21 protein-coding genes are annotated in these 21,818 nt (G+C 62.4%); 6 read left to right on the plus strand and 15 right to left on the minus strand.

Annotation, left to right across the window (positions count from 1 at the left end; all coding sequences use genetic code 11):
• Positions 1–108: 108 nt before the first annotated feature.
• On the plus strand, positions 109–870 hold the full coding sequence (locus tag DSC91_RS26620; RefSeq protein WP_115781590.1) for a phytanoyl-CoA dioxygenase family protein: 762 nt from the start codon (positions 109–111) through the stop codon (positions 868–870).
• 62 nt (positions 871–932) lie between these two features.
• Here the strand turns inward: DSC91_RS26620 and DSC91_RS26625 are convergent, their stop codons facing one another.
• The gene (locus tag DSC91_RS26625; protein ID WP_115781591.1) at positions 933–1,139 is read right to left on the minus strand and encodes a DUF3185 family protein; all 207 of its coding nucleotides are present in this window, start codon (positions 1,137–1,139) and stop codon (positions 933–935) included.
• 219 nt (positions 1,140–1,358) lie between these two features.
• On the opposite strand from DSC91_RS26625, the gene mgrA reads away from it, so the two are divergent.
• Positions 1,359–2,402, plus strand: a complete 1,044-nt coding sequence (gene mgrA, locus DSC91_RS26630) for an L-glyceraldehyde 3-phosphate reductase (RefSeq protein WP_115781592.1) — start codon at positions 1,359–1,361, stop codon at positions 2,400–2,402.
• Positions 2,403–2,696: 294 nt separating this feature from the next.
• Here mgrA and DSC91_RS26635 read toward each other — a convergent pair whose 3' ends face one another.
• From DSC91_RS26635 to DSC91_RS26645, 3 genes are all read right to left on the minus strand, one after another.
• Entirely contained in the window at positions 2,697–2,882 is a 186-nt protein-coding gene (locus tag DSC91_RS26635) for a hypothetical protein (protein ID WP_007179669.1), read from the minus strand.
• A 350-nt stretch (positions 2,883–3,232) separates the two neighbouring features.
• Entirely contained in the window at positions 3,233–4,522 is a 1,290-nt protein-coding gene (locus DSC91_RS26640) for an MFS transporter (protein ID WP_115781593.1), read from the minus strand.
• A gap of 60 nt (positions 4,523–4,582) precedes the next feature.
• The gene (locus tag DSC91_RS26645) at positions 4,583–4,765 is read right to left on the minus strand and encodes a hypothetical protein (RefSeq protein ID WP_115781594.1); all 183 of its coding nucleotides are present in this window, start codon (positions 4,763–4,765) and stop codon (positions 4,583–4,585) included.
• Between the two features lie 293 nt (positions 4,766–5,058).
• On the opposite strand from DSC91_RS26645, the gene DSC91_RS26650 reads away from it, so the two are divergent.
• Entirely contained in the window at positions 5,059–5,271 is a 213-nt protein-coding gene (locus tag DSC91_RS26650; RefSeq protein ID WP_035554043.1) for a hypothetical protein, read from the plus strand.
• 100 nt (positions 5,272–5,371) lie between these two features.
• Positions 5,372–6,400, plus strand: coding sequence for a serine/threonine protein kinase (locus tag DSC91_RS26655; protein WP_115781595.1), 1,029 nt, complete (start codon positions 5,372–5,374; stop codon positions 6,398–6,400).
• Between the two features lie 96 nt (positions 6,401–6,496).
• Here the strand turns inward: DSC91_RS26655 and DSC91_RS26660 are convergent, their stop codons facing one another.
• Positions 6,497–8,398: a DUF3857 domain-containing transglutaminase family protein gene (locus DSC91_RS26660; RefSeq protein ID WP_115781596.1), complete on the minus strand. Its 1,902-nt coding sequence runs from the start codon at positions 8,396–8,398 to the stop codon at positions 6,497–6,499.
• 78 nt (positions 8,399–8,476) lie between these two features.
• Between DSC91_RS26660 and DSC91_RS37650 the strand changes: the two genes are divergently transcribed.
• A complete protein-coding gene (locus tag DSC91_RS37650) occupies positions 8,477–8,743 on the plus strand; it encodes a hypothetical protein (protein WP_162831471.1) in 267 nt (88 codons plus the stop codon).
• Positions 8,730–9,470, plus strand: a complete 741-nt coding sequence (locus DSC91_RS26665) for a PepSY-associated TM helix domain-containing protein (RefSeq protein WP_115783523.1) — start codon at positions 8,730–8,732, stop codon at positions 9,468–9,470. Before DSC91_RS37650 ends, DSC91_RS26665 begins: the two co-directional genes overlap by 14 nt.
• Before the next feature lie 370 nt (positions 9,471–9,840).
• Here DSC91_RS26665 and DSC91_RS38040 read toward each other — a convergent pair whose 3' ends face one another.
• From DSC91_RS38040 to rqpR, 10 genes are all read right to left on the minus strand, one after another.
• Positions 9,841–10,092 (minus strand): hypothetical protein, encoded by a 252-nt coding sequence (locus DSC91_RS38040; protein WP_175171969.1) that lies wholly within the window; start codon positions 10,090–10,092, stop codon positions 9,841–9,843.
• A gap of 441 nt (positions 10,093–10,533) precedes the next feature.
• The gene (locus DSC91_RS26675) at positions 10,534–11,556 is read right to left on the minus strand and encodes an XdhC family protein (RefSeq protein WP_115781598.1); all 1,023 of its coding nucleotides are present in this window, start codon (positions 11,554–11,556) and stop codon (positions 10,534–10,536) included.
• Positions 11,529–12,125 carry an SRPBCC family protein gene (locus DSC91_RS26680; RefSeq protein ID WP_115781599.1) on the minus strand — a complete coding sequence of 199 codons (597 nt, stop codon included), beginning with the start codon at positions 12,123–12,125 and terminating at the stop codon, positions 11,529–11,531. The genes DSC91_RS26675 and DSC91_RS26680 overlap by 28 nt, the downstream gene beginning before the upstream one ends.
• Positions 12,116–13,501, minus strand: a complete 1,386-nt coding sequence (locus DSC91_RS26685; RefSeq protein WP_229758138.1) for a vWA domain-containing protein — start codon at positions 13,499–13,501, stop codon at positions 12,116–12,118. Before DSC91_RS26685 ends, DSC91_RS26680 begins: the two co-directional genes overlap by 10 nt.
• 5 nt (positions 13,502–13,506) lie before the next feature.
• Positions 13,507–14,394, minus strand: a complete 888-nt coding sequence (locus tag DSC91_RS26690; RefSeq protein ID WP_115781600.1) for an AAA family ATPase — start codon at positions 14,392–14,394, stop codon at positions 13,507–13,509.
• Between the two features lie 14 nt (positions 14,395–14,408).
• The gene (locus DSC91_RS26695; protein ID WP_115781601.1) at positions 14,409–15,206 is read right to left on the minus strand and encodes an FAD binding domain-containing protein; all 798 of its coding nucleotides are present in this window, start codon (positions 15,204–15,206) and stop codon (positions 14,409–14,411) included.
• A 22-nt stretch (positions 15,207–15,228) separates the two neighbouring features.
• Positions 15,229–17,610 carry a xanthine dehydrogenase family protein molybdopterin-binding subunit gene (locus DSC91_RS26700; protein WP_115781602.1) on the minus strand — a complete coding sequence of 794 codons (2,382 nt, stop codon included), beginning with the start codon at positions 17,608–17,610 and terminating at the stop codon, positions 15,229–15,231.
• A gap of 10 nt (positions 17,611–17,620) precedes the next feature.
• Positions 17,621–18,139, minus strand: coding sequence for a (2Fe-2S)-binding protein (locus tag DSC91_RS26705; RefSeq protein WP_115781603.1), 519 nt, complete (start codon positions 18,137–18,139; stop codon positions 17,621–17,623).
• Between the two features lie 1,332 nt (positions 18,140–19,471).
• Entirely contained in the window at positions 19,472–20,863 is a 1,392-nt protein-coding gene (bcaP, locus tag DSC91_RS26715; protein ID WP_115781604.1) for a branched-chain amino acid transporter BcaP, read from the minus strand.
• Positions 20,864–21,155: 292 nt separating this feature from the next.
• On the minus strand, positions 21,156–21,812 hold the full coding sequence (gene rqpR / locus DSC91_RS26720; protein ID WP_115781605.1) for a response regulator transcription factor RqpR: 657 nt from the start codon (positions 21,810–21,812) through the stop codon (positions 21,156–21,158).
• Positions 21,813–21,818 lie beyond the last annotated feature (6 nt).

Raw genomic sequence — 21,818 nt, forward strand, 5'->3', positions numbered from 1 at the left:
GTGAAAGTAGTGCGTAAGGCCTTGATCTCTCGCAAGGTGAAACAGCGCGCAGTCCGATCGCGCCCGTTTTACAATCGAGCATCGGTCAGTCGAAAGTAACGGAACACCATGTCACTTCACTCGAAGAAAGAACAGATTCAAACGTTGCGGGAGCAGGGATTTGTCGTTGTGCCGGGACTGGTTTCGCCCGAGCGTTGCGCTGAACTGAAGCAGATTGCCGAGCGCCAGTTGCAGGAAGCGGCCGCGCCGATCGAGTTCGAAGCGGATCTGCGGTATCCAGGCGCACCGGAATCCAAACATGCGCCGGGCGGCCATACGGTTCGTCGTCTGCTGGATGCGTACGGGCGCCATCCGGATTTTGCGCAATGGGCGACCGCACCGGAAATTCGTGGCTGGATGGAGTTGTACTTCGGCGAGGAGCCGCGTTTATCGCGGGCGCATCACAATTGCATGATGACCAAGCATCCTGCCTATGGCAGCTTGACCGGCTGGCATCGTGACGTGAGGTATTGGTCGTTCGAGCGCGACGACCTGGTGTCCGTGTGGCTTGCTGTCGGGTCTGAGACGATCGATAACGGTGCGTTGTGGTTGGTCCCGAAGTCGCACAGCGCGGCCTTCACTTCCGACCGCTTCGACGAAGCCAAGTTTTTCCGCTCCGATCTGGAAGAGAATCAGGCATTGATTCGCACGGCGGTCTCGCCCGAACTCAAGGCCGGAGACGTGGTGTTCTTTCATTGCAACACGCTGCATTCGGCGGGCAAGAATCTCAGCGATCAGGTGAAATTTTCTTTGGTGTTCACCTATCACGGGGCAAGCAATGTGCCCCTGCCGGGATCCCGCTCGGCGGCCAAGCCTGAAATTGCTTTTTAAGTCTATTTGCCTTGTGCGGCGCGGATGCCCGTTGGTCCCGCGCCGTGCAGGCAGTCGGCGTTCTACCGCTTGCGCCCGGAAATAGCCACTCCGGTCAGGCCGGCAATCGTGGCGACAACGCCGCCCACAATCAGCATGATCGCCTTATTGGTCGGCGACCCGGTAAACACGCGGGACACCTCGCTGCTGACCGAGTTGAACGCCTGCCCGCCGAAATACAACAACACGATACCGCCGGCAATCAGCGCGATTGAAATCGCCTTCGTCATGAATCCGTCCCTCCGCTAAGCTTCGATCGGCCAAAGTGTAGGGGAGCCGCAAGCGGTCGTCCATCCCGCATACTGGACGTCTGCACGTATCACGCCGATTGGCTACCATAGCGCTCTAGTCTCGCCGATACCCAAACATAAAACCTGCACGCCTCCCGCAGCATGTGATTTCCTCACGCCCGTGATCGCCGGGCGACTTCAACATCAAGGACACTAGCAATGGCTTACGAAGCAGCTTCAGAACGCTATTCGGACATGCAATACCGCGTCTGCGGCAAGTCGGGTCTCAAACTGCCGGCGCTGTCGCTGGGCCTGTGGCATAACTTCGGCGATACCACGCCGATCTCCACGCAGCGCGACATCCTGCGCACGGCTTTCGATCTGGGCATCACGCACTTCGACCTCGCCAACAACTACGGCCCCCCGTACGGCAGCGCCGAAACCAATTTCGGCCGGCTCTTCAAAGACGACTTCAAGCCGTATCGCGACGAACTGCTGATTTCGTCGAAGGCAGGTTGGGACATGTGGCCGGGTCCGTACGGCCAGGGCGGTGGCTCGCGTAAATACGTCCTTGCGAGTCTTGATCAGAGCTTGCAGCGCATGGGTCTCGACTATGTCGATATCTTCTATTCGCATCGTTTCGATGCGGATACGCCACTCGAGGAAACCGCCGGTGCATTGGCGAGCGCCGTGCAGCAGGGCAAGGCGCTGTACATCGGAATTTCGTCATACTCGGCGACCAAGACGCTCGAAATGGCCAAGCTGCTCGCCGAGTACAAGGTGCCGCTGCTGATCCATCAGCCGGCGTACAACATGCTCAACCGCTGGATCGAACGCGAACTGCTGGACACGCTCGAGCAGGTTGGCGCGGGCGCCATCGCATTCACGCCGCTCGCGCAGGGCTTGCTCACCGGCAAATATCTGAACGGTGTGCCGGAAGACGCGCGCGTCAACAAGCCGGGCGGCGGTTCGTTGAAGCAGGAGCATCTGAGCCCGCAAAATATCGAACATGTGCGCAAGCTCAACGATATTGCGCAGCGTCGCGGACAAAGTCTCGCGCAGATGGCGCTCGCCTGGGCGCTGCGCGATCCGCGCGTCACGTCCGTGCTGATCGGCGCGAGCCGTGCGGAACAGGTGCGCGAAAACGTCGGCGCGCTGAAGAATCTCGCGTTCTCGAAAGAGGAGCTGACGGAGATCGATCGCTACGCGACCGAAGGCGGTATTAACCTGTGGGAAAAGCCGTCGACCGATCAGGCGATCTGAGTGGGCGGTGCTCGGCGGTTCTTTTAGTGCCTTAGAAGTAGACGCAGAGAAGATATGTAGAAAAGCCGCCGGTGAGGCGGCTTTTTGTTTGGTCTGTTCAATCAAGTAGCGCGCGGTTTTCAGCGACCGGTAGCCTGGTCAAGCACCCGCACAGATCAAGTCCCGAACTGTCGCGGTCCGATCGTAAGCGCTGTTCGGATCAGTGGCGCGCACAAACATCGCAGCAGCCGAAGCTGCTGCGTTCAGTCAAGCGAACTATCGGCGAAGCGTCCAGGCTGTCTTCGCCGGACCCCGCTACACCAGCGCAGGCAAGCCTTCGACCAGCACGACCGCGAACACCACGCCGATCAGCGCGCCAAGCACGCGTAACGCGTTGTGCCGAAATTCCGTCTTGCAGGGGAGCGCGCCGACGAACAGGGCGCCGGCCAGCGCCATCGGAATGACCAGGATGAAATCGCCAATCGTGAAGTAGGTCGTCATACCCGTCTCCTTATGTAGTACCGACGCGGGCAGTGGCTCGATTTCTGGAGTCATGCACTGCCAACGGCCGATTCGAGTATAGGCGACGGTTAGATCAACATAACAACGTCTTGCGGCGCTGCAGCGTGTCTTCGCAGGCTGCTGAACCCGGTGCCGCAAGGGTCGCCGCGATTGGCGCGCTGCAGCAAAAACGCCGTAAACAATGAAGTGCTTGTTTACGCGGGCCTTACTTTTTGAGCCCGTTCGATGCACTGAGGAGGGGGCTCTCCGAACTGGAATCCGCCTCTTGCGGACCCGGTTTCGCGTTGCCGCCAGGCTCGGTTTACCCAAAGCCGATCAGCCGCGTGTCCTCATGCCGTGATCCGTTCGAGTCGGCGCAAGCGTATGGCCGCGACGAGGCCGACGACAAGCAGCATGCCCACCAGCCCGGCGACACCGTTCCACCCATCACCTGCCCATACGTGCCCGCCATAAGAACCGACCACGCTCGAACCGATGTAATACGCGAGCAGATACAACGCGGCCGCCTGGCCCTTGGCTTCTTTGGCGAGGCGGCCGACCCAGCCGCTCGCCACCGAGTGTCCGGCGAAAAAACCGAACGTCACGCAAGCGATGCCGGTCGCAATGGCCGCCAGCGGGTGCAGCATCGTGAGGGCGAGTCCGAATGCCATCAGCAGCAAGCTGCCGGTCAGCACGCGCGCCCGGTCGAAGGTGTCGGCCATGCGGCCCGACCACGGCGAGGCAACCACGCCCGTTAGATAGACGACGAAAATCGCGCCGATCTCCGTTTGACTCAACAGGTACGGCGGCGCGAGCAGACGGTAACCGACGTAGTTGTACAGCGTGACGAAGCTGCCCATCAGCACGAAGCCGAGCAGAAACAGCAGAGGTAAGCCAGGTCGCGTGAATTGCTTGAGCAAGGCGGTGCGGTGATGGGAAAAGCCGAGCCCGCGGCGCGGTACGAAATGGCGCGACGGCGGCAGCAAAGCGCGAAACGCGAGCATCGACAGAATGCCCAGCACGCCGATCGTGCCGATTGCCACGCGCCACGAAAACAGATCCGCGACGACGCCGGTGATCACGCGCCCAGCCATCCCGCCGATCGCCGTGCCGCCGACATACAGCCCCATCGCCAGACCGAGTCCGTCGGGGTGCACTTCTTCCGCGAGATACGCCATCGCAACGGCGGGCACGCCACCGAGCGCGAGGCCTTCGAGCGCGCGCAACACGAGCAATTGATGCCAGTGGGGCGCGATCGACACGCCGATCGTCAGCAGCGCCGACAGCGTAAGCGATGCCGTCATCAGCTTGTGACGGCTCCAGCCTTCCGAGACGAAACCGGCCACGAAGATGGCGAGCGCGAGCGCGGCTGTCGCCAGCGAGAGCGACAGGCTGCTTTGCGCCGGCGTCACCTCGAACGCCGTTGAGAACGCAGGCAACAATGGCTGTACGCAATACAGCAGCGAGAAGGTCGCGTAACCCGCGAACAACAGCGCAATACTGGCGCGCCAATAAGCATGCGTGCCGCGTTCGAGATAGGGAATGTCGCGGACGTCAGGCACGGGCGCGGAGGGGAAAGAGGCGGATGACGCGGGAACAGCCGAAGTAGCAGTCCGGTGAGCGTCCGGCGATGCGGTCACGAAAAAATCTCCTTGGGGCGCGCAGCGTACTCAAAGGAGTTAAGAATAAGCTGAAAAGGTTTAACCGTGCGCCGCAGCCTCGCACTCGGGCGGCGCGGGATGCACGATCTTTTCGTCAGTCGGCAATGCGGACGTGTCCCAACCGTCGCCCAATGTCCTGATCGGCGTGACGCTGCCGGCCATGCGGCGATGGCGCCTGGCGGCCGCAACGGGCGGACCAGGCGGATCGTTGTGGCGCAGCATGATTTTGATGTATCGCCCCGGCTGGGTTTATGATGGTCTCGTTACGACGCTTCACGCCCGGATCATCGGCCCGGCGCGCTGTAATGGGAACAGGGCGAAACGACGGGTGAACAGCCTTGAGTTCGCGCTTTCCGTGGCCCCGCAAAACGGGAACAATGACTCGAACCTCTCACGCGTCTTACGCGCAGCAGATTGGGTGCGTACGCAACGTTATTGGCGAAGCGGCGCTTTTATCATCACCTTGACCGGCGCGGAAACCATAAAGCCGGCTATGGGAGAAACGGGGAAACATCATGCAAATCGGTTCCATTGTCCGATCGGTGCATATCGCGGTGCCGCAAGGCGCACGCGGGATTGTCATGCGCATTCTCGGCGACATGGCGATGGTGGCCTGGTATGCCGGCGAACCCGGCACATCGGAGCATCTGAATACTGAACCCTTTTTCCTTGAAGATCTGATCGATACAGGCGAGCAGGTGCGCCCGTCGAGCGCACAAGTGCATTAAAGCGGGTTTGAGTTCGATTCATGGAGGCTGCAGGTGGCGGTAAGCCGTAAGGTGAGCCGACGCCCTCGTCTTTGACGGCGGCGCGGCGCACAATGCGGGCATGAACGACGACACTCTCGACTCACAGGACGGCGCCGATGGCGCCGTGCCTTTTGCCCGGCTCAAGCCGGAAATCGTGCTCGACGCGCTCGACAGCGTGCTCAGCAGCGTCGGCGTGTACACCGACGGCCGCATGTTGCCGCTCAACAGTTACGAGAACCGCGTGTACCAGGTGGGCGTGGAAGACGGCCCGCCGGTGGTCGCCAAGTTCTACCGTCCCGAGCGTTGGACCGACGCCGCCATTCTCGAAGAACACGCCTTTGTCGCCGACCTCGCCGCGCGTGAGATTCCGGCGGTGCCCGCGCGTGTTTTCGACGGCCGCACACTGCACACCTTCGACGGTTTCCGTTTCTCGATCTTCGAACGCCGCGGCGGCCGCGCGCCCGATCTGGACCGGCGCGATACGCTCGAATGGCTGGGGCGTTTTATCGGCCGCATCCATGCGGTTGGGCAGACGCAGAACTACACCGAGCGTCCCACGCTCGACATCGACACGTTTGGCTACGAGCCGCGCGATTTCCTGCTGTCACACCGCTTCGTGCCTGACGACGTGCGGCCGGCATGGGAAACCGTGGTGAATCTCGCGCTTGAAGGCGTCGAACGCGCTTTCGAGCGCGCCGGCGATATTCGCATGTTGCGAATGCACGGCGATTGTCATCCGAGCAATGTGTTGTGGACCGACGCGGGTCCGCATTTCGTCGACTTCGACGATAGCCGCATGGGTCCGGCAGTGCAGGATTTGTGGCTGCTGCTGCCGGGCGAGCGCGCCGAGGCGTCGCGTGCGCTGGCGGATCTGCTCGCGGGCTACGAAGACTTCTGCGACTTCGAGCCGCGCGAACTGTACCTCGTCGAAGCGTTGCGCACGCTGCGGCTGATTCACTACCAGGCGTGGCTTGCGCGCCGTTGGGACGACCCGGCTTTTCCGGCCGCGTTTCCGTGGTTCAACACGCAGCGCTATTGGGAAGACCGCATCCTCGAACTGCGCGAGCAGCTCGGCGCGATGCAGGAAGGGCCGCTCTGGCCGGTTTGAGTAAGTGCGTTTCCACGCGTCTGCCGTTCCAGGGCGGCTTCGCATGGCGGCGGCATGAAGCGGAGCGCCGCGGGTCTGCGGCGCTTTTACGGTGTTTCAGGGCGCCTGCGACGCCACGCTCGACGATTCCACCAGCGTCGATTTGACGATCACTTCGGCGCGCACGTCGCGCCCGATCGCCTCGATCGCGGGGTGCATCTGCGTGAAGTCGTCGGGCGTGCAGACTTCGCTGTCGAAGTGGGTGGTGCCGTCGCGCGTCATCGTCACCACGTTGTGGAGCGGATCCAACGTGTACTGAGACTGGAAATCGACGAAACGGTCCTGGGTTCGTTTCGCCTCCGGCATCTCGAGCACGTGGAAATTCGCGGGCAATTCAAGGCGCGCGTGTTCATGCAACGCCAGGTTGTGGCAGACGAACGGCTGCGTGCGCTGCCGTTCGCCGAGCCAGTAGCGGGCGCCCGACTCGAAGCCGCCGGCCAGACTCGTCAGCGCCGGAATCGATGCCGCTGCGCCCGGCACCACGAGACTTTCCAGCGTGCCTTTCATCGTGATCGTCAGCGGGCCGTCGGCCGCGCTGAGATCGCTGGTGGTCAGCGTGGCGGTGCCGCGCAGGTTGGCGCTGCGTAGTTCCGCCTGGATCGAATCCTCACGTTGCGCGGGCGTCTGCGTGCGCAACATCGCGCGCGCCTGTTCGGCTGTGGCACCCGAGGCTTCCAGCCGATAGGTGAAGCTCGCCGAGCCATCCGGTTCGACCTTGATCGACAGGTCGGTGTTGTGCGTCGTCAACTCGGTGGCGGGTGTTTGTGCGACCACCCCCTGATTCACGAGCACCGTTGGACGGTTCATATCGGACGCTGGCAGAAAGCCGAATTCGACATTCGACGCGGTCGAATCGGCGTATTGCTGCAAATCCGGCAGCCACGTGATGGCGTGATTGATGACGCCGTAACCCGGCACGCTCGGCAGCGTATAGATCGACCCGCTGCTGATCAAGGCCGGCTCGTTGCGGATGCCGACCGCGTCGAGCAGCGCGCCATATAACGCCACGTGATCCTTGCAGTCGCCGTAGCGGTTCGCGAGGATCGCGCTTGCGCTGTGCGGCACCACCGAGCCGCGTCCGACATAGATCGCCACGTAGCGGACGTCGCGACGCACCCAGTCGTACAGCGTCTTGGCTTTCTCGCGTGGGGTGTGGTCACGCGCGGTCAGCTTTTGCGCAAGACGCGTGACGGCGGCGTCGCGCGCGCCCGGATCGGCGGAGGATGCCCTGTAGCTGGCGGCGAAAGCGGCATAGTCCGGAAAGGTCGAGACCATGAGCCGGTCGCCATAGGACACGTACGCGATCGAGCCGCGCTCCAGCCGGCTGAAATGCGCCTTGTCGTAACGATATTCGTAGCGTGTGCGGCCGTCGCGCGTGACCGGTTTCAGCGTGGTGAAGCCGCGTGCATCGGCATAGAGCGGTTTGTCGGCGGGCAGATCGTAGATGAGGCGAAAGTTGTGGGTCGGTGCGAGATCGGGCGGGGTGAAGTCGCTGAATTCGCCCGGCACGATCGGCTGCTTTTGCGTCTTGCAATAGGTGAGGTGCACGCGCGCACCGGGCTCGACAGCGGGGAATACGATCACCTTTTCCTGGATGTCCTGGAACATCGGCGCGTCGAACGAACGGGCTTCCTGCACGTCGCGGATCTGCTCGGGCTGCACGTCGTGACGCACGCCGTCGGCGGTGGTCGTATATGCCTCGATGATCTGCACGTCCGCCATGTTGCGGTTGAACCAGACGTATTGCTGCGCCACCCGTGCGACGCCTGCTTCGTTGTTCACGCGCAGCGTCATCGAATCGAGCTTCGAGAAGGAGCCGTCGGCGTTGACGGTGAAGGTCTGCGTTTCGCCTTCGTTGGTATAGGGATCGTCCAGTTTTGCCTCGATGCTCGCGCTCGCGTTGTGAACGCCGGCAAGCCAGCCGAAAGAAGCAACACAGACCAAAGAGGAGAGGCGCATGGCGGTCAGGTATCCGGAACGGCAACGTTGACGGGGTCGCCAGCTAGAGTCGGATTGCGCCGCCCGGATGTCAAGCGGATGCCGCGCATTGCGATTGAGCAAATGCCTCAATTATGTAATGATATCCATTCTCAATTGAAAGGCATCGCCAGCGTTCTGTCACATTTCTCCTCCTCTGTGACTGCCAGCCAGCCTCTCAGCCGGACGGCCTGGACCGCAAGCCGGGTTCGTCCGGCTCTTCCCTTCGAACTTCCTTTTACCGCTGGTGAGCGCGAGCGCTTCGTCGCCGCCCGCCGGCGAGGGTTTAACTTGCTGCGCCTGGAGCATGGATGTGAACGCGCCTGATTCGATCGATATGAAACCTGCTGCTGGCGGCGGCACGCAATATACGGCTCATACGCTGGAGCGCGGTCGTCATCTGATGGACGATGCTGAGCAGGCGGCGCGGCGCCAGCGTTCGCGGCGAGCGAATTTCATCAAGTGGCTGCGCAAGGTGCACGGCTGGGTTGGCCTATGGGGCGCGGTGTTGGGGCTGATGTTCGGCGCGACCGGTTTTCTGCTGAATCATCGGGCTGGGCCGTTGAAGGTGTCGTCCGGTGAGCCGCAGGTTGAGGAGATGCAAATCCCCGTGCCGCAAAAGAAATTGGGTTCGCCGATGGAAATGGCGAAGTGGCTCAAGGGCGAGTTGAAGATCGACGGCAAGCCGGGGCGGGTGAAGCGCGAGCCGGCGCATCCGGTCGCGTGGGGCGATCGCAGCACGATGCAGCCGGAGTTCTGGCAGGTCGGGATTGTTGGACCGGCTCAGAACGTGCAGGCCGAATACTGGGTCGGCAATGGCTTTGTGGCGGTGAAACGCACGCAGAACTCGTTTCTCACGACGATGAATAACCTGCATCGCGGCGTGGGGCTGAGTGTCGGCTGGGTGTTGCTGATCGATACGATTGCCGGTGGGATGATTCTGCTTTCTCTGACTGGCGTCCTGCTGTGGACTGAACTGAATAAGCGGCGGATGGTGGGGGTCGTGCTGGTGGGTGGGTCGGTGATTGCTGCGGTGGTTTGCGGGTTGATGTGAGGTGGGTTTTTTGCCTGCTCGGCGTTTTTTGTCTGTGTGTTTGCGGTGTTGGGCTTTCCTTGATCTGGATTTTGTGCCTTTCCTTGAATTGCTAGTGGTCTATTAGTGTCGCCCCTGTGCGGGGCAGGCACTTACTTCTCTTTGCCGCCGCAAAGAGAAGTAAGCAAGAGAAAGCGGCTCACACCGATCCTGCTAAGTGGGCGCCTCTGTTTGCACAGGGTAGTGGTGCATCTGGAATCGGTGCTCGCGCCTCTGCCTGCGCTGGTGACAAGGGAGTCATACTTCCGGCGGCGCTGCGCGCGCCGAAGAGCACCTCATAAAACCACCCGCTACGTTTCGCACTCGCGTTTCGCGACCGTGTAGTGGCTCGTCATTGCACCGCCATCACAATCGTCACCGCCACCGCCACCGCCACCGCCACCGCCACCGCCACCGCCACCGCCACCGCCACCGCCACCGCCACCGCCACCGCAAGTGCAAGTGCAAGTGCAAGTGCAAGTGCAAGTGCGCCTGCAACCGCGACTGCGATTGCGATTGGAAGGGTAGCTGCGGTTGCGACTTTGGTCGTGGTGGTGATTGTGACTGGGGTTGGGACGATGATTGCAGCACGCCGGCAGATCATTTGAAGTGGGGGTTTCCGGGGTGAGGGCGGAGGCGCGTCGCCGAGGCGAAGCCGATGGCTCCACCAAACCCAAACGAAGCCGCTGGTTTCCCATGCAGACCCGTCCGCGACGCACGCAGTGCGGAGTGGGAGCTGATGAGTCCCTTGTCACTAACGCCTGAAGGTGCGAGGGCACGGATTCCAGATGCACCACCACCCTGTGCGAGCTACGGTGCCCACTTAGCAGGAGCGGTGTGAGCCGCTTTCTCTTGCTTACTTCTCTTTGCGGCGGCAAAGAGAAGTGAGTGCCTGCCCCGCACAGGGGCGAACGCTAATAGACCACTAGCAATTCAAGGAAAGGCACAAAATCCAGATCAAGGAAAGGCACGAAAGCCAGATCAGGGAAAGACAACACCATAAGCACAAGAACAACAAACGTCCGCGCAGCCCAAAAAAAAGCAACTAAACACTACAAGCAGCCCCACCAGAAGCAGCAATCTCCCGCGCTGCCTTAGCGCCTTCAACCTGCAGCAAGGTCGGCAACGAAACGCCATTTTTAGCCGCAGTAACCTCAGCGAGAATGGAAACAGCGATCTCAGGCGGCGTCCGGCTGCCGATATAAATCCCGACCGGCCCATGCAATCGAGCCAACTCGGTATCGTTCAGATCGAACTCTTTCAACCGCTCGCGCCGCGCCTGATTATTCCTTCTCGACCCCAAAGCACCCACATAAAACGCCGGCGTCTTCAACGCCTCCATCAACGCGAGATCGTCGAGCTTCGGATCATGCGTCAAGGCAATCACCGCGCACCGCTCGTCGAGCTTCATGTCGGTCACCGTATCGTCCGGCATCGTCCGCACGATCTTCGTGCCGGGAATATTCCACTCCTCGGTGTACTCCTCGCGCGGATCGCACACGGTGACCTGATAATCGAGCCCGACGGCGATGTTGCACAGGTAGCGCGACAACTGCCCCGCGCCGATCACCAGCATCCGGTAGCGCGGGCCGTGAATCGTCAGCAGGCGCTCACCGTCGAAATGCACGCCGTCTGTCGCCTGCGCCGTATCGAGCCGTACCACGCCCGTCACCATGTCGACTTCGCGAGCCACCAGCCGACCTTCCTCCACCGCATGGCACAGTTCGGCAATGCCGCTTTGTGGCGTCAAAGGTTCCAGCACCAGTTGAATCGTGCCGCCGCAAGGCAGGCCGAAGCGATGCGCTTCTTCCGCCGAAATACCGTACTTCACCGCCTCCGGGCATGTCTGTTCAATACCCTTTTGCCGCACGCGGTCGATCAGGTCGTCTTCGATGCAGCCGCCGGATACCGAACCCACCACGAGGCCATCGTCACGCACCGCGAGCATCGCGCCCTCGGGACGCGGCGACGAGCCCCACGTTTTCACCACCGTCACCAGTAGCGCGCGATGCCCTTCTTCCAGCCAACGTGCGCTGGACTTCAGGACTTCGAGATCCACGCTGTCCATGATTTCTTCCTTTTGGTTCCGCCGCCGCCGGACTCCGTGTCCGTGGCCTCATTCGATTCCGTATTTTGCGCCGCTGCGTCGGAGGCTGCAGTGTCCCCGTCATCCGGGGCCGTGGCGCCGTCAGCGTCGCCGCCGACCTGCGCGCCGAAGCGCTTGAAAAATTCGCCCGCGATCTTACGCGCCGCGCCGTCGACCAGCCGCGAACCGATCTGGGCGAGCTTACCGCCGACCTGCGCCGTCGCCGTGTACGTGAGCTTCGTCGCGTCTTCGCCTTCGGGTTCGAGCGTGACGCGCGTATTGCCTTTGCCGAAGCCTGCCGCACCGCCCTGGCCTTCGAAAACGATGGTGTAGCTGTTCGGCGCCTCGATGTCGGTCAGCAGCATACGCCCTTTGAAGCGCGCCTTCACGGGACCGACCGATGCGCTCAACACCACCGCATACGCGTTTTCGCCATCCGGGTCGATGCTCTCGCAGCCGGGAATGCACACGCGCAGGATTTCGGTATCGTTCAGCGCATCCCAGGCGCGCTGCTGAGGAACCGGCAGCGTATGGGTTTCACTCAATTCCATGGCGTTGCTCCTGCAGTTGTCGTGGCGCGGACGGTCAAGCGAGGCGCGCGCGTGAGTTGCGCGAGGTCGTGGCCGAATGCTGTCAGACTGTCCAGATTATGAACCGGACGATGTGCGTCGACATACGGCAGGATCGCCTGCACGCCGCGCGCTTTCGGTGAGAAACCGCTGAAACGCAGCAGCGGGTTGAGCCACACGATACGGTGTGCGAAGCGGCGCAGGCGGGCCATTTCGGTGTCGAGCACGTCGATCGCTTCGTGATCGAGGCCGTCGGTAACGAGCAGCACGGTGGCCCTGCCGGTCAGCACGCGGCGTGCCCAGCGCCGGTTGAATTCGGCGAGCGCCGCGCCGATCCGCGTGCCGCCCGACCAGTCGACCACCTGATCGGCCAGCGTCGCGATCGCCACGTCGGGATCGCGCTCGCGCAGCGCGCGCGTCGCGTTGGTCAGGCGCGTGCCGAAAAGGAACACCTGCAGACGCTCACGCGATTGCAGCAGCGCGTGGCAGAAGTACAGGACCGCGCGCGAATAGCTGCTCATCGAGCCGGAGATATCGAGCAGCAGCACGAGCGGGGGTTTGCGTTCCACCACCGCGCGATACTTCCATACCGTCCAGTCGCCGCCTGCGCGCACCGCGTGCCGGGCGCTCGCGCGCAAATCGGCATGCGTGCCGTGCGAAGCGGCCTTCAGGCGGCGCGTCGGTTCGGTGGCCAGCGGCAGACGCTGGCCGCGGATCAGATGACGCAAGGTGCGCCATTCGTCGGCGGAAAGCGTGTCGAAATCGCGATGGCGCAGCCGCTCTTCAGCGCTGAAGGTGACATGCGCGTGCAGGTCGTGCTGTTCGGTTTCCTGCGGCGCTCTACGGTGCGGCGAGGGTGGCGTGCGCACGGCAAGCGCATCGGCGAGACGGTTGTTGCGTTTGGGCGGCGGCAGCCCGTCGCGAACTTTCGGCAGCAGCAGCGCACGCAGCTTGCCTTCCCAATCCGGGTCGCGCCAGAACAGGTCGAAGGCGGCGTTGAAGAGGTCGCGTTCGTCCGGCGCGCAGACCAATAGCGTGGCGAGCGCGGCGCGTACATCGTCGCGGCGGCCGAGGTCGATCCAGTGCAGCGCCTCGAGTGCGTCGACCGCTTGCGCCGGCGACATCGGCAAGCCCGCGCCGCGCAGCACGCGCACAAAATGGACGACGTTGTGCGCGAGTGTGGGTGTATCGGTCGGCGAGGTCGACGTTTCGACGGGCGCGGGCGCCAAGCGTGCACTTGCGTCGTTTGTCAACACGGGACGACTCGCCGATGCACTACTGCTTCGCGCAATGTCGCTGTTTGCGGGCGGTTCACTGCTTGCTGAAGCGCTGTTGCCAGCGTCGGGGTTCTTTTCCATCGCCGTTATCCTGGCGTCGCAAGGCATTGCGCGATCTGCGCGGCGTCGACGCGCGCCAGATCGTCCTGATACTTGAGCAGCACACCCAGCGTGTTTTGCACCGATTGCGGATCGAGCTCCGTCACCGACAGCGCCTCCAAAGCGCGGCACCAGTCGATCGTTTCGGCGATGCCGGGCGCCTTGAACAGGTCCATGCCGCGCAGCCGATGCACAAAATCGACCGCGCGCCGTTGCAACTCAGCCGACGTTTGCGGCGCGCGCGCGGCGACGATCTCCAGTTCCCGATCGCGTTCGGGATAACCGATCCATTGATACAGGCAACGGCGTTTCAACGCATCGTGTACTTCGCGCGTGCGGTTCGACGTCATGACCACCAGCGGCGGCTGCTCCGCGCGCACCGTGCCGTATTCGGGAATCGATACCTGAAAGTCGGACAGCAACTCGAGCAGAAATGCTTCGAACGGTTCGTCGGCGCGGTCGATCTCGTCGATCAGCAACACGCGCCGCGCGCCCGGATGATTTTCGTCGGGCATCAGCGCTTGCAGCAGCGGCCGCTTCAGCAGGAATTCGCTGCGATAGAGCGTGTCGTTGCCGGGCCGTTTGCCGGCGGCTTCGGCCAGGCGCAGCGCCATGATCTGGCGCGGGTAGTCCCATTCGTAGAGCGCGCTGGCAGTGTCGAGTCCTTCGTAGCATTGCAGCCGCAGCATCGAGGTGCCGAGCATCCCCGCCGCGGCTTTGGCGAGTTCGGTCTTGCCGACACCCGGCTCGCCTTCGACGAACAACGGCCGCTCCATGCGCAGCGCGAGATACAACGCGGTCGCGAGTTCGCGGCTGGCGAAGTAGCTTTGAGCGGCAAGTTGCGCGAGGGTGTCGTCGATTGAAGCAGGCTGCATGGTGTCGACAATCGCTAGCCGTTCGCCTTCGCCACCGCTCGCGCGCCCAGCACCGGAATCAGATGCGCGCGATATTCGGCGCTCGCGTGCATGTCGGCGTTCAGGTCGGCATCGGGTACGGTTACCGCTCGCGCGGCCTCGGGCGTGAAATTCGCCGATAGCGCGCTTTCCAGCTCCGGCACGCGAAATACCGACGACGCCGCACCTGTCACCGCGACGCGCACGCCGTTCGCGAACTTCGCGACGAACACGCCGACCAGGGCAAACTGCGACGCCGGCTGGCGGAATTTCTCGTAGGCAGCGCGTTCGGGCACCGGAAACTCCACGGCCACGATCAGTTCGTCGGGCGCCAATTCCGTCTCGTACATGCCGACGAAGAAATCGCTCGAGGCAATCCGCCGCCGGTCCGTGACGATGGTTGCGTCCAACGCCATCGCCGCAGCCGGATAGCAGGCGGCCGGATCGTTGTTCGCGAGCGAGCCGCCGATAGTGCCGAGCGCGCGCACCTGACGATCGCCGATGTGTCCGGCGAGATCCGCGAGCGCCGGCAGCACGCGCCGAAGTCCGGCGTGATCGGCGACGTCCGCATGGCATACAGCGGCGCCGATCGTCACCTTGCCGGCGTCGACGGTGATCGATTTGAGCGCTGGAATCCGCGTCACGTCGATCAGTTGCGACGGCTGCGCGAGCCGCAGACGCATGGTGGGCAACAGGCTTTGTCCGCCGGCGATGAACTTCGCGTCACTGTCGGCAGCGATGGCTGCGGCGGCCGCTTTCGGATCCGCCGCGCGTTGATACTCGAATGAATACATGTCGAATGCTCCGCTCAGGATCTCAGTGGGGTTGCTTGGCCGCGTGGATCGCGGACCACACGCGATGCGGCGTTGCCGGCATTTGCAGATCGGTTACGCCGAGCGGCGCGAGCGCGTCCAGGATGGCGTTGATGACCGCGGGTGGCGAGCCGATCGCGCCTGCCTCGCCGCAGCCTTTCACGCCGAGCGGATTGTGTGTGCACGGTGTGCCCTTCGCGGTTTCGACCGTGAAGTTCGGCAGATCGGACGCATGCGGCATCGCGTAGTCCATATAGGAGCCGGACAGCAACTGACCGCTCTCGTTGTCGTACACGCAGCGCTCCAGCATCGCCTGTCCGATGCCCTGGGCGAGCCCGCCATGCACCTGGCCTTCGACAATCATCGGATTGATCACGTTGCCGAAATCGTCGACCGCGGTGAACTGCTGGATGCGGCAGACGCCTGTCTCCGGATCGACCTCGATCTCGCAGATGTACGAGCCGGCCGGATACGTGAAGTTGCTCGGATCGTAGAACGCGCTTTCTTCGAGGCCCGGTTCGAGCACGTTGAGCGGATAGTTGTGCGGCACATACGCCGCGAGCGAGATGTCGGCAAATGCTTTGGTGCGATCGGTGCCGGCAACGCGAAACACGCCGTCCTTGAACTCGATGTCTTCCGCTGCGGCTTCCAGCAGATGCGCGGCGATTTTCTTCGCCTTCGCTTCGATCTTGTCGAGCGCCTTCATGATCGCCGAGCCGCCGACCGCAATTGAGCGCGAGCCGTACGTGCCCATGCCGAACGGAATGCGCCCGGTGTCGCCATGAACGATCTCCACGCTTTCCAGCGCGATGCCGAGCCGGTCCGCGACCACTTGCGCAAAGGTTGTCTCGTGCCCTTGACCGTGACTGTGGGAGCCGGTGAACACCGTGACCGAACCTGTCGGATGCACGCGGATCTGGCCGACTTCGAAGAGTCCGGCCCGTGCGCCCAATGCGCCGGCAATGTTCGACGGCGCCAAACCGCAGGCTTCGATGTAGCACGAGTAGCCGAGGCCACGCAGCTTGCCGTTCTTTTCGGATTCCTGCCTGCGCGCGGCAAAGCCTTTCACATCCGCGAGTTCGAGCGCGCGGTTCAGCGTGGTCTCGTAGTCGCCGGTATCGTAGGTGAGGCCGACCGGCGTGGCATACGGAAACGTGCGGATGAAGTTGCGGCGGCGGATTTCCGCGGGATCGAGCTTCATCTCACGTGCTGCGGTTTCGACCAGACGTTCGACCACGTACGTCGCTTCCGGACGGCCCGCGCCGCGGTAGGCATCGACCGGGACGGTGTTGGTGAAGACCGCTTTCACCTCGGCGTAGATGGCGGGTGTCGCGTACTGGCCGGCGAGCAGCGTCGCGTAAAGGATGGTCGGCACGCTCGAGGCGAAGGTCGACAGATACGCGCCCATGTTGGCGATCGTATGAATGCGCATCCCGAGGAACTTGCCGTCGGCGTCCATCGCCAGTTCGGCCTTGGTGACGTGATCGCGGCCGTGCGCATCGGATACGAACGCTTCCGAGCGTTCGGCGGTCCATTTGACCGGACGGCGAATCTTCTTCGAGGCCCACGTGAGCGCGACGTCTTCGGCGTAGAGGAAAATCTTCGACCCGAAGCCGCCGCCGACATCCGGCGCGACGACGCGCAGTTTCGATTCCGGCAGAGACAGCACGAAAGCGGCCATCAACAGGCGTTCCACGTGCGGATTCTGATTCGCGACGTAGAGTGTGTAGCTGTCGTCCTGCACCGAATAGCTCGCGTTGACCGCGCGCGGTTCGATCGCATTCGGGATCAGACGGTTGTTGACGATGTCGAGCGTGGTGACGTGCGCGGCCTTGGCGAAGGCGGCGTCGGTCGCGGCTTTGTCGCCGTGGCCCCAGTTGTAGCAGACGTTGTCCGGCACTTCGTCGTGAACCGCGGCCTGGCCTGGATCAGACGCGTGCGCGGTGTCGACCACGGCCGGCAGCACGTCGTAGTCGACCTCTATCAGTTCGGCCGCGTCTTTCGCGGCCTTGATCGAATCGGCGATGACGAGCGCAACTTGATCGCCGACATGACGCACTTTCGTATGCGCAATGATCGGATGCGGCGGCTCGTTCATCGGCTTGCCGTCTGTGCTGTGGATCAGCCAGCCGCACGGCAGTCCGCCGACGTTGTCCGCGGCCATGTCCGCGCCGGTGAAGATCGCGACGACGCCGGGCGACTGTTTCGCGGCGGCGGTGTCGATGCTGTTGATTTTTGCGTGTGCGTGCGGCGAGCGCAGGAATACCGCATAGGTTTGCTGCGGCAGGACGATGTCGTCGGTGTACTGACCGTTGCCGGTGAGGAAACGATAGTCTTCCTTACGTTCGACGGAAGTACCGATGAGGTGGGTGTCGGGTGCGTTCATCGTCGGCTCCTCAGGCGGTGGCTGGCGCAGTGGCCGCGGCGGTGGTATTGGCCGTGCCGGAGGACTTCATGCCTGCGGCGCCTTCGAGCACTGCTTTGACGATGTTGTGATATCCCGTACAGCGGCAGAGATTGCCGTCGAGCTCGGCACGCACGTCGTCGCCGGTGAGGTCGGGCTGACGCTCGACGAGCGAGACTGCGCTCATCACCATGCCGGGCGTACAGAAACCGCACTGCAGACCGTGGCAGTGTTTGAAGGCGGCTTGCATCGGGTGCAGGGCGCCGTCCTTGGCGAGTCCTTCGATGGTGGTGATGTTTGCGCCTTCCGCCTGCACCGCGAGGATGTTGCAGGATTTGATCGCGCGGCCGTTCAGATGGACGGTGCACGCGCCGCACTGGGCGGTGTCGCAGCCGATGTGCGTTCCGGTGAGGCGCAGTTGATCGCGAAGGAACTGGACAAGCAGGGTGTTGGGGTCGATTGAGGCGCTGATGGGCGCGCCGTTCACCGTCAGACTGATGCTGATCGCCATGAAGTTGTCTCCTTATGGGGTGAAACCGGACCTTTGTTTTTTCCTGCCTTCAGCTGCCTGCTCGTGGGGTCCGATTAGGGTGCTGCGGGTTTGCGGTTTTTTTATGGGTCTGCCGAAAAGTAAAGCACAAATTGCCTGGGGGCGCTATTGGGTTGTGTGCCTGCTCGGCGGGTTCTTGTTGGGGGGGCTTATCGTGTTTGCTTTTTCTTGATGTGGGTTTTGGGGTTTTCTTGATCGGTTTTTTGTCTGTGTTTCTGGATTTTGTGCCTTTCCTTGAATTGTTAGTGGTCTATTAGTGTCGCCCCTGTGCGGGGCAGGCACTTACTTCTCTTTGCCGCCGCAAAGAGAAGTAAGCAAGAGAAAGCGGCTCACACCGATCCTGCTAAGCGGGCGCCTCTGTTTGCACAGGGTAGTGGTGCATCTGGAATCGGTGCTCGCGCCCCTGCCTGCGCTGGTGACAAGGGAGTCATACTTCCGGCGGCGCTGCGCGCGCCGAAGAGCACCTCATAAAACCACCCGCTACGTTTCGCACTCGCGTTTCGCGACCGTGTAGTGGCTCGTCATTGCACCGCCATCACAATCGTCACCGCCACCGCCACCGCCACCGCCACCGCCACCGCCACTGCCACCGCCACTGCAAGTGCAAGTGCAAGTGCGCCTGCAACCGCGACTGCGACTGCGATTGCGATTGCGATTGGAAGGGTAGCTGCGGTTGTGGTTGCGACTTTGGTCGTGGTGGTGATTGTGACTGGGGTTGGGACGATGATTGCAGCACGCCGGCAGATCATTTGAAGTGGGGGTTTCCGGGGTGAGGGCGGAGGCGCGTCGCCGAGGCGAAGCCGATGGCTCCACCAAACCCAAACGAAGCCGCTGGTTTCCCATGCAGCCCCGTCCGCGACGCACGCAGTGCGGAGTGGGAGCTGATGAGTCCCTTGTCACTAACGCCAGAAGGTGCGAGGGCACGGATTCCAGATGCACCACTACCATGTGCAAACAAAGGTGCCCGCTTAGCATGAGCGGTGTGAGCCGCTTTCTCTTGCTTACTTCTCTTTGCGGCGGCAAAGAGAAGTGAGTGCCTGCCCCGCACAGGGGCGAACGCTAATAGACCACTAGCAATTCAAGGAAGGGCACCAAATCCCGATCAAGGAAAGGCACCAAATCCCGATCAAGGAAAGGCACGAAAGCCAGATCAGGGAAAGACAACACCATAAGCACAAGAACAACAATCGCCGCGCAGCCAAAAACACGCCGAGCAGGCACCCAGCTCAAGCAATCCCCACCACCCCAGGCAACCAGACAACAAAACACGCCGCAGGCAAAAAAACAAACCCTTTATTTCGCCAACCTGGAATGCCGCCGCGAATACCCAAAATAAACAACCATCCCGATCAGCAACCAAACCACAAACGCCACCCAGGTGACCACCTGCAGATTAACCATCAAAAACAGACACGAGGCGACAGCCAACACCGGCACCACCGGCACACCAGGACACCGAAATGCCCGCGGCAACTCCGGATGCGTTTTCCGCAAGACAAGCACCGCAATCGACACCATCGAAAACGCGGCCAACGTGCCGATATTGATCAGCTCAGCCAGCACATTCAATGGCACCAGCGCACCAATCAGCCCAAAGAAAATCCCCACGAGCCACGTCGTAAAAAACGGCGTAGCAAACTTCGGATGAACACGCGAAAGCCGCGCCGGCAACAAACCATCCCGTGACATGGCGAAGATCACCCGCGTCTGGCCATACGCCATCACCAGAATCACCGTCAGCATGCCCAGCACGGCGCCAAGGTCGATAAAGCCCGCCACCCATTTCTGCCCCGCCACCTGCAACGCGTAAGACACCGGATGCGAAATGTTCGCGAACTGCGCGGACGGCACGATTCCGGTGACCACGGCGGCCACAGCAACGTACAACACCGCGCACACGCCCAGCGACGCAATGATCCCGATCGGCAGATCGCGCTTCGGATTCTTCACTTCCTCCGCGGCGGAAGACACCGAATCGAACCCGATGAACGCGAAGAACATCACCGCCGCCGCGCCGAACACGCCATTCCAGCCATTCGGCATGAACGGATGCCAGTTCGCCGGCGTTACATGGAAAACGCCCACGCCGATCACGAGCAGCACCACGATCACCTTGATCGCCACCATGATGTTGTTGATTCGCGCGGATTCACGCACGCCGAGCGACAGCAGCGCCGTGATCGCCATCATCACGAGGAAGGCGGGCAGGTTGAACCATGTCTCGTGCCCCGGCAAGGCGCCCGGCGCCGCCGTTAGCGCAACCGGCAAGCTCACGCCGAAGCCCGACAGCAGCGATTGCAGATAGCCCGACCAGCCGACCGACACCGCCGACGTCGCCAGTCCATACTCGAGCATCAAGTCCCAGCCGATGATCCAGGCGGCCAGTTCGCCAAGCGTCGCGTACGAATACGTGTAGATGGACCCCGCGACCGGAATCGTCGATGCGAACTCCGCATAGGCAAGTGCGGCGAAACCGCAGGCCACCGCCGCGATCAGGAACGACACCATCAGCGCCGGGCCGGCCTGAACGGCGCCCGTGCCGGTCAGCACGAAAATGCCGGTGCCGATAATGGCGCCGACGCCGAGGAACGTCAGGTCGAGCGCGCCGAGCGCTTTCTTCAAGCCGGCGTTCTGAGCGCTCGAGGCGATCATGTGCTCGACACTCTTTTTGCGAAACAGGGACATTGGCGGTGGGTCTCCAGTAGTGCACGCGTCTTGCGCGCCGAATGTCGGGGAAACCCGCGATTTTAACGGATGCCCGCCTCTGCACCATTTTGGGACAGTGTTTTTGGCGTCTGACGGCAGGGGGGAAACGCCTGACGGAGGCGATTTGAATGTGGGGTTTGTCCGGGCACAACACGCGGCGGAAAGGCTTCCGCGCGCTCCACGCCCAATCGGGTGGGGTCGCGCTCTTGCGAGCGCGTCCGCGTGGTCGGACGCAAGCCGGACGTTATTCAGCGATCTCAGAAAGAGAACGTCAGCCGGCCATCGCCGGATTCAGATCGACGAGGCGGTTGCTCATCACATAGAAGGTCAGCTCGGCGTTATTGCGGAGCTTCATTTTCTCGAGCAGCCGGGTGCGGTACACGCTGACCGTTTTCACCGACAACGATAGCGTCATGGCGATATCCGTCAGCCGTTTGCCGGATGCGAGCATGCACAGCGTCTGGTATTCGCGATCCGAGAGCTTTTCGTGCGGCAATTGTTCGCCGTCGAAGGAGACGTAGTCCGCCAGCGCTTCGGCCATGGCCGGGCTGACGTATTTGCGGCCCGCCGCGACCTGCTGGATCGCGCCGATCATCTGCGCGGCGTCGACGGTCTTCGACAGGTAGCCGGCAGCGCCGGCCTTGAGCGCGCGCACGGCATATTGATCCTCGCGGTACATCGAGAACATCAGCACGGCCACACGCGGCGCTTTGCGTTTCAGACGCTTGAGCACTTCGACGCCATTCATGTCCGGCAGCGAAATGTCGAGCAGCACCACGTCATAGCAGTGTTGGGCAACGGCCTCGAGCGCTTCGGCACCGCTTTCCGCTTCGGTGACTTCGCGCGCCACGCCGCGGTCGAGCAGCAACTGGCGGACGCCTTGGCGAACCACCGCATGGTCGTCGGCGAGCAGGATGCGCAAGCTCATGACGGC

The organism is Paraburkholderia caffeinilytica, assembly GCF_003368325.1.
Lineage (GTDB): Bacteria > Pseudomonadota > Gammaproteobacteria > Burkholderiales > Burkholderiaceae > Paraburkholderia > Paraburkholderia caffeinilytica.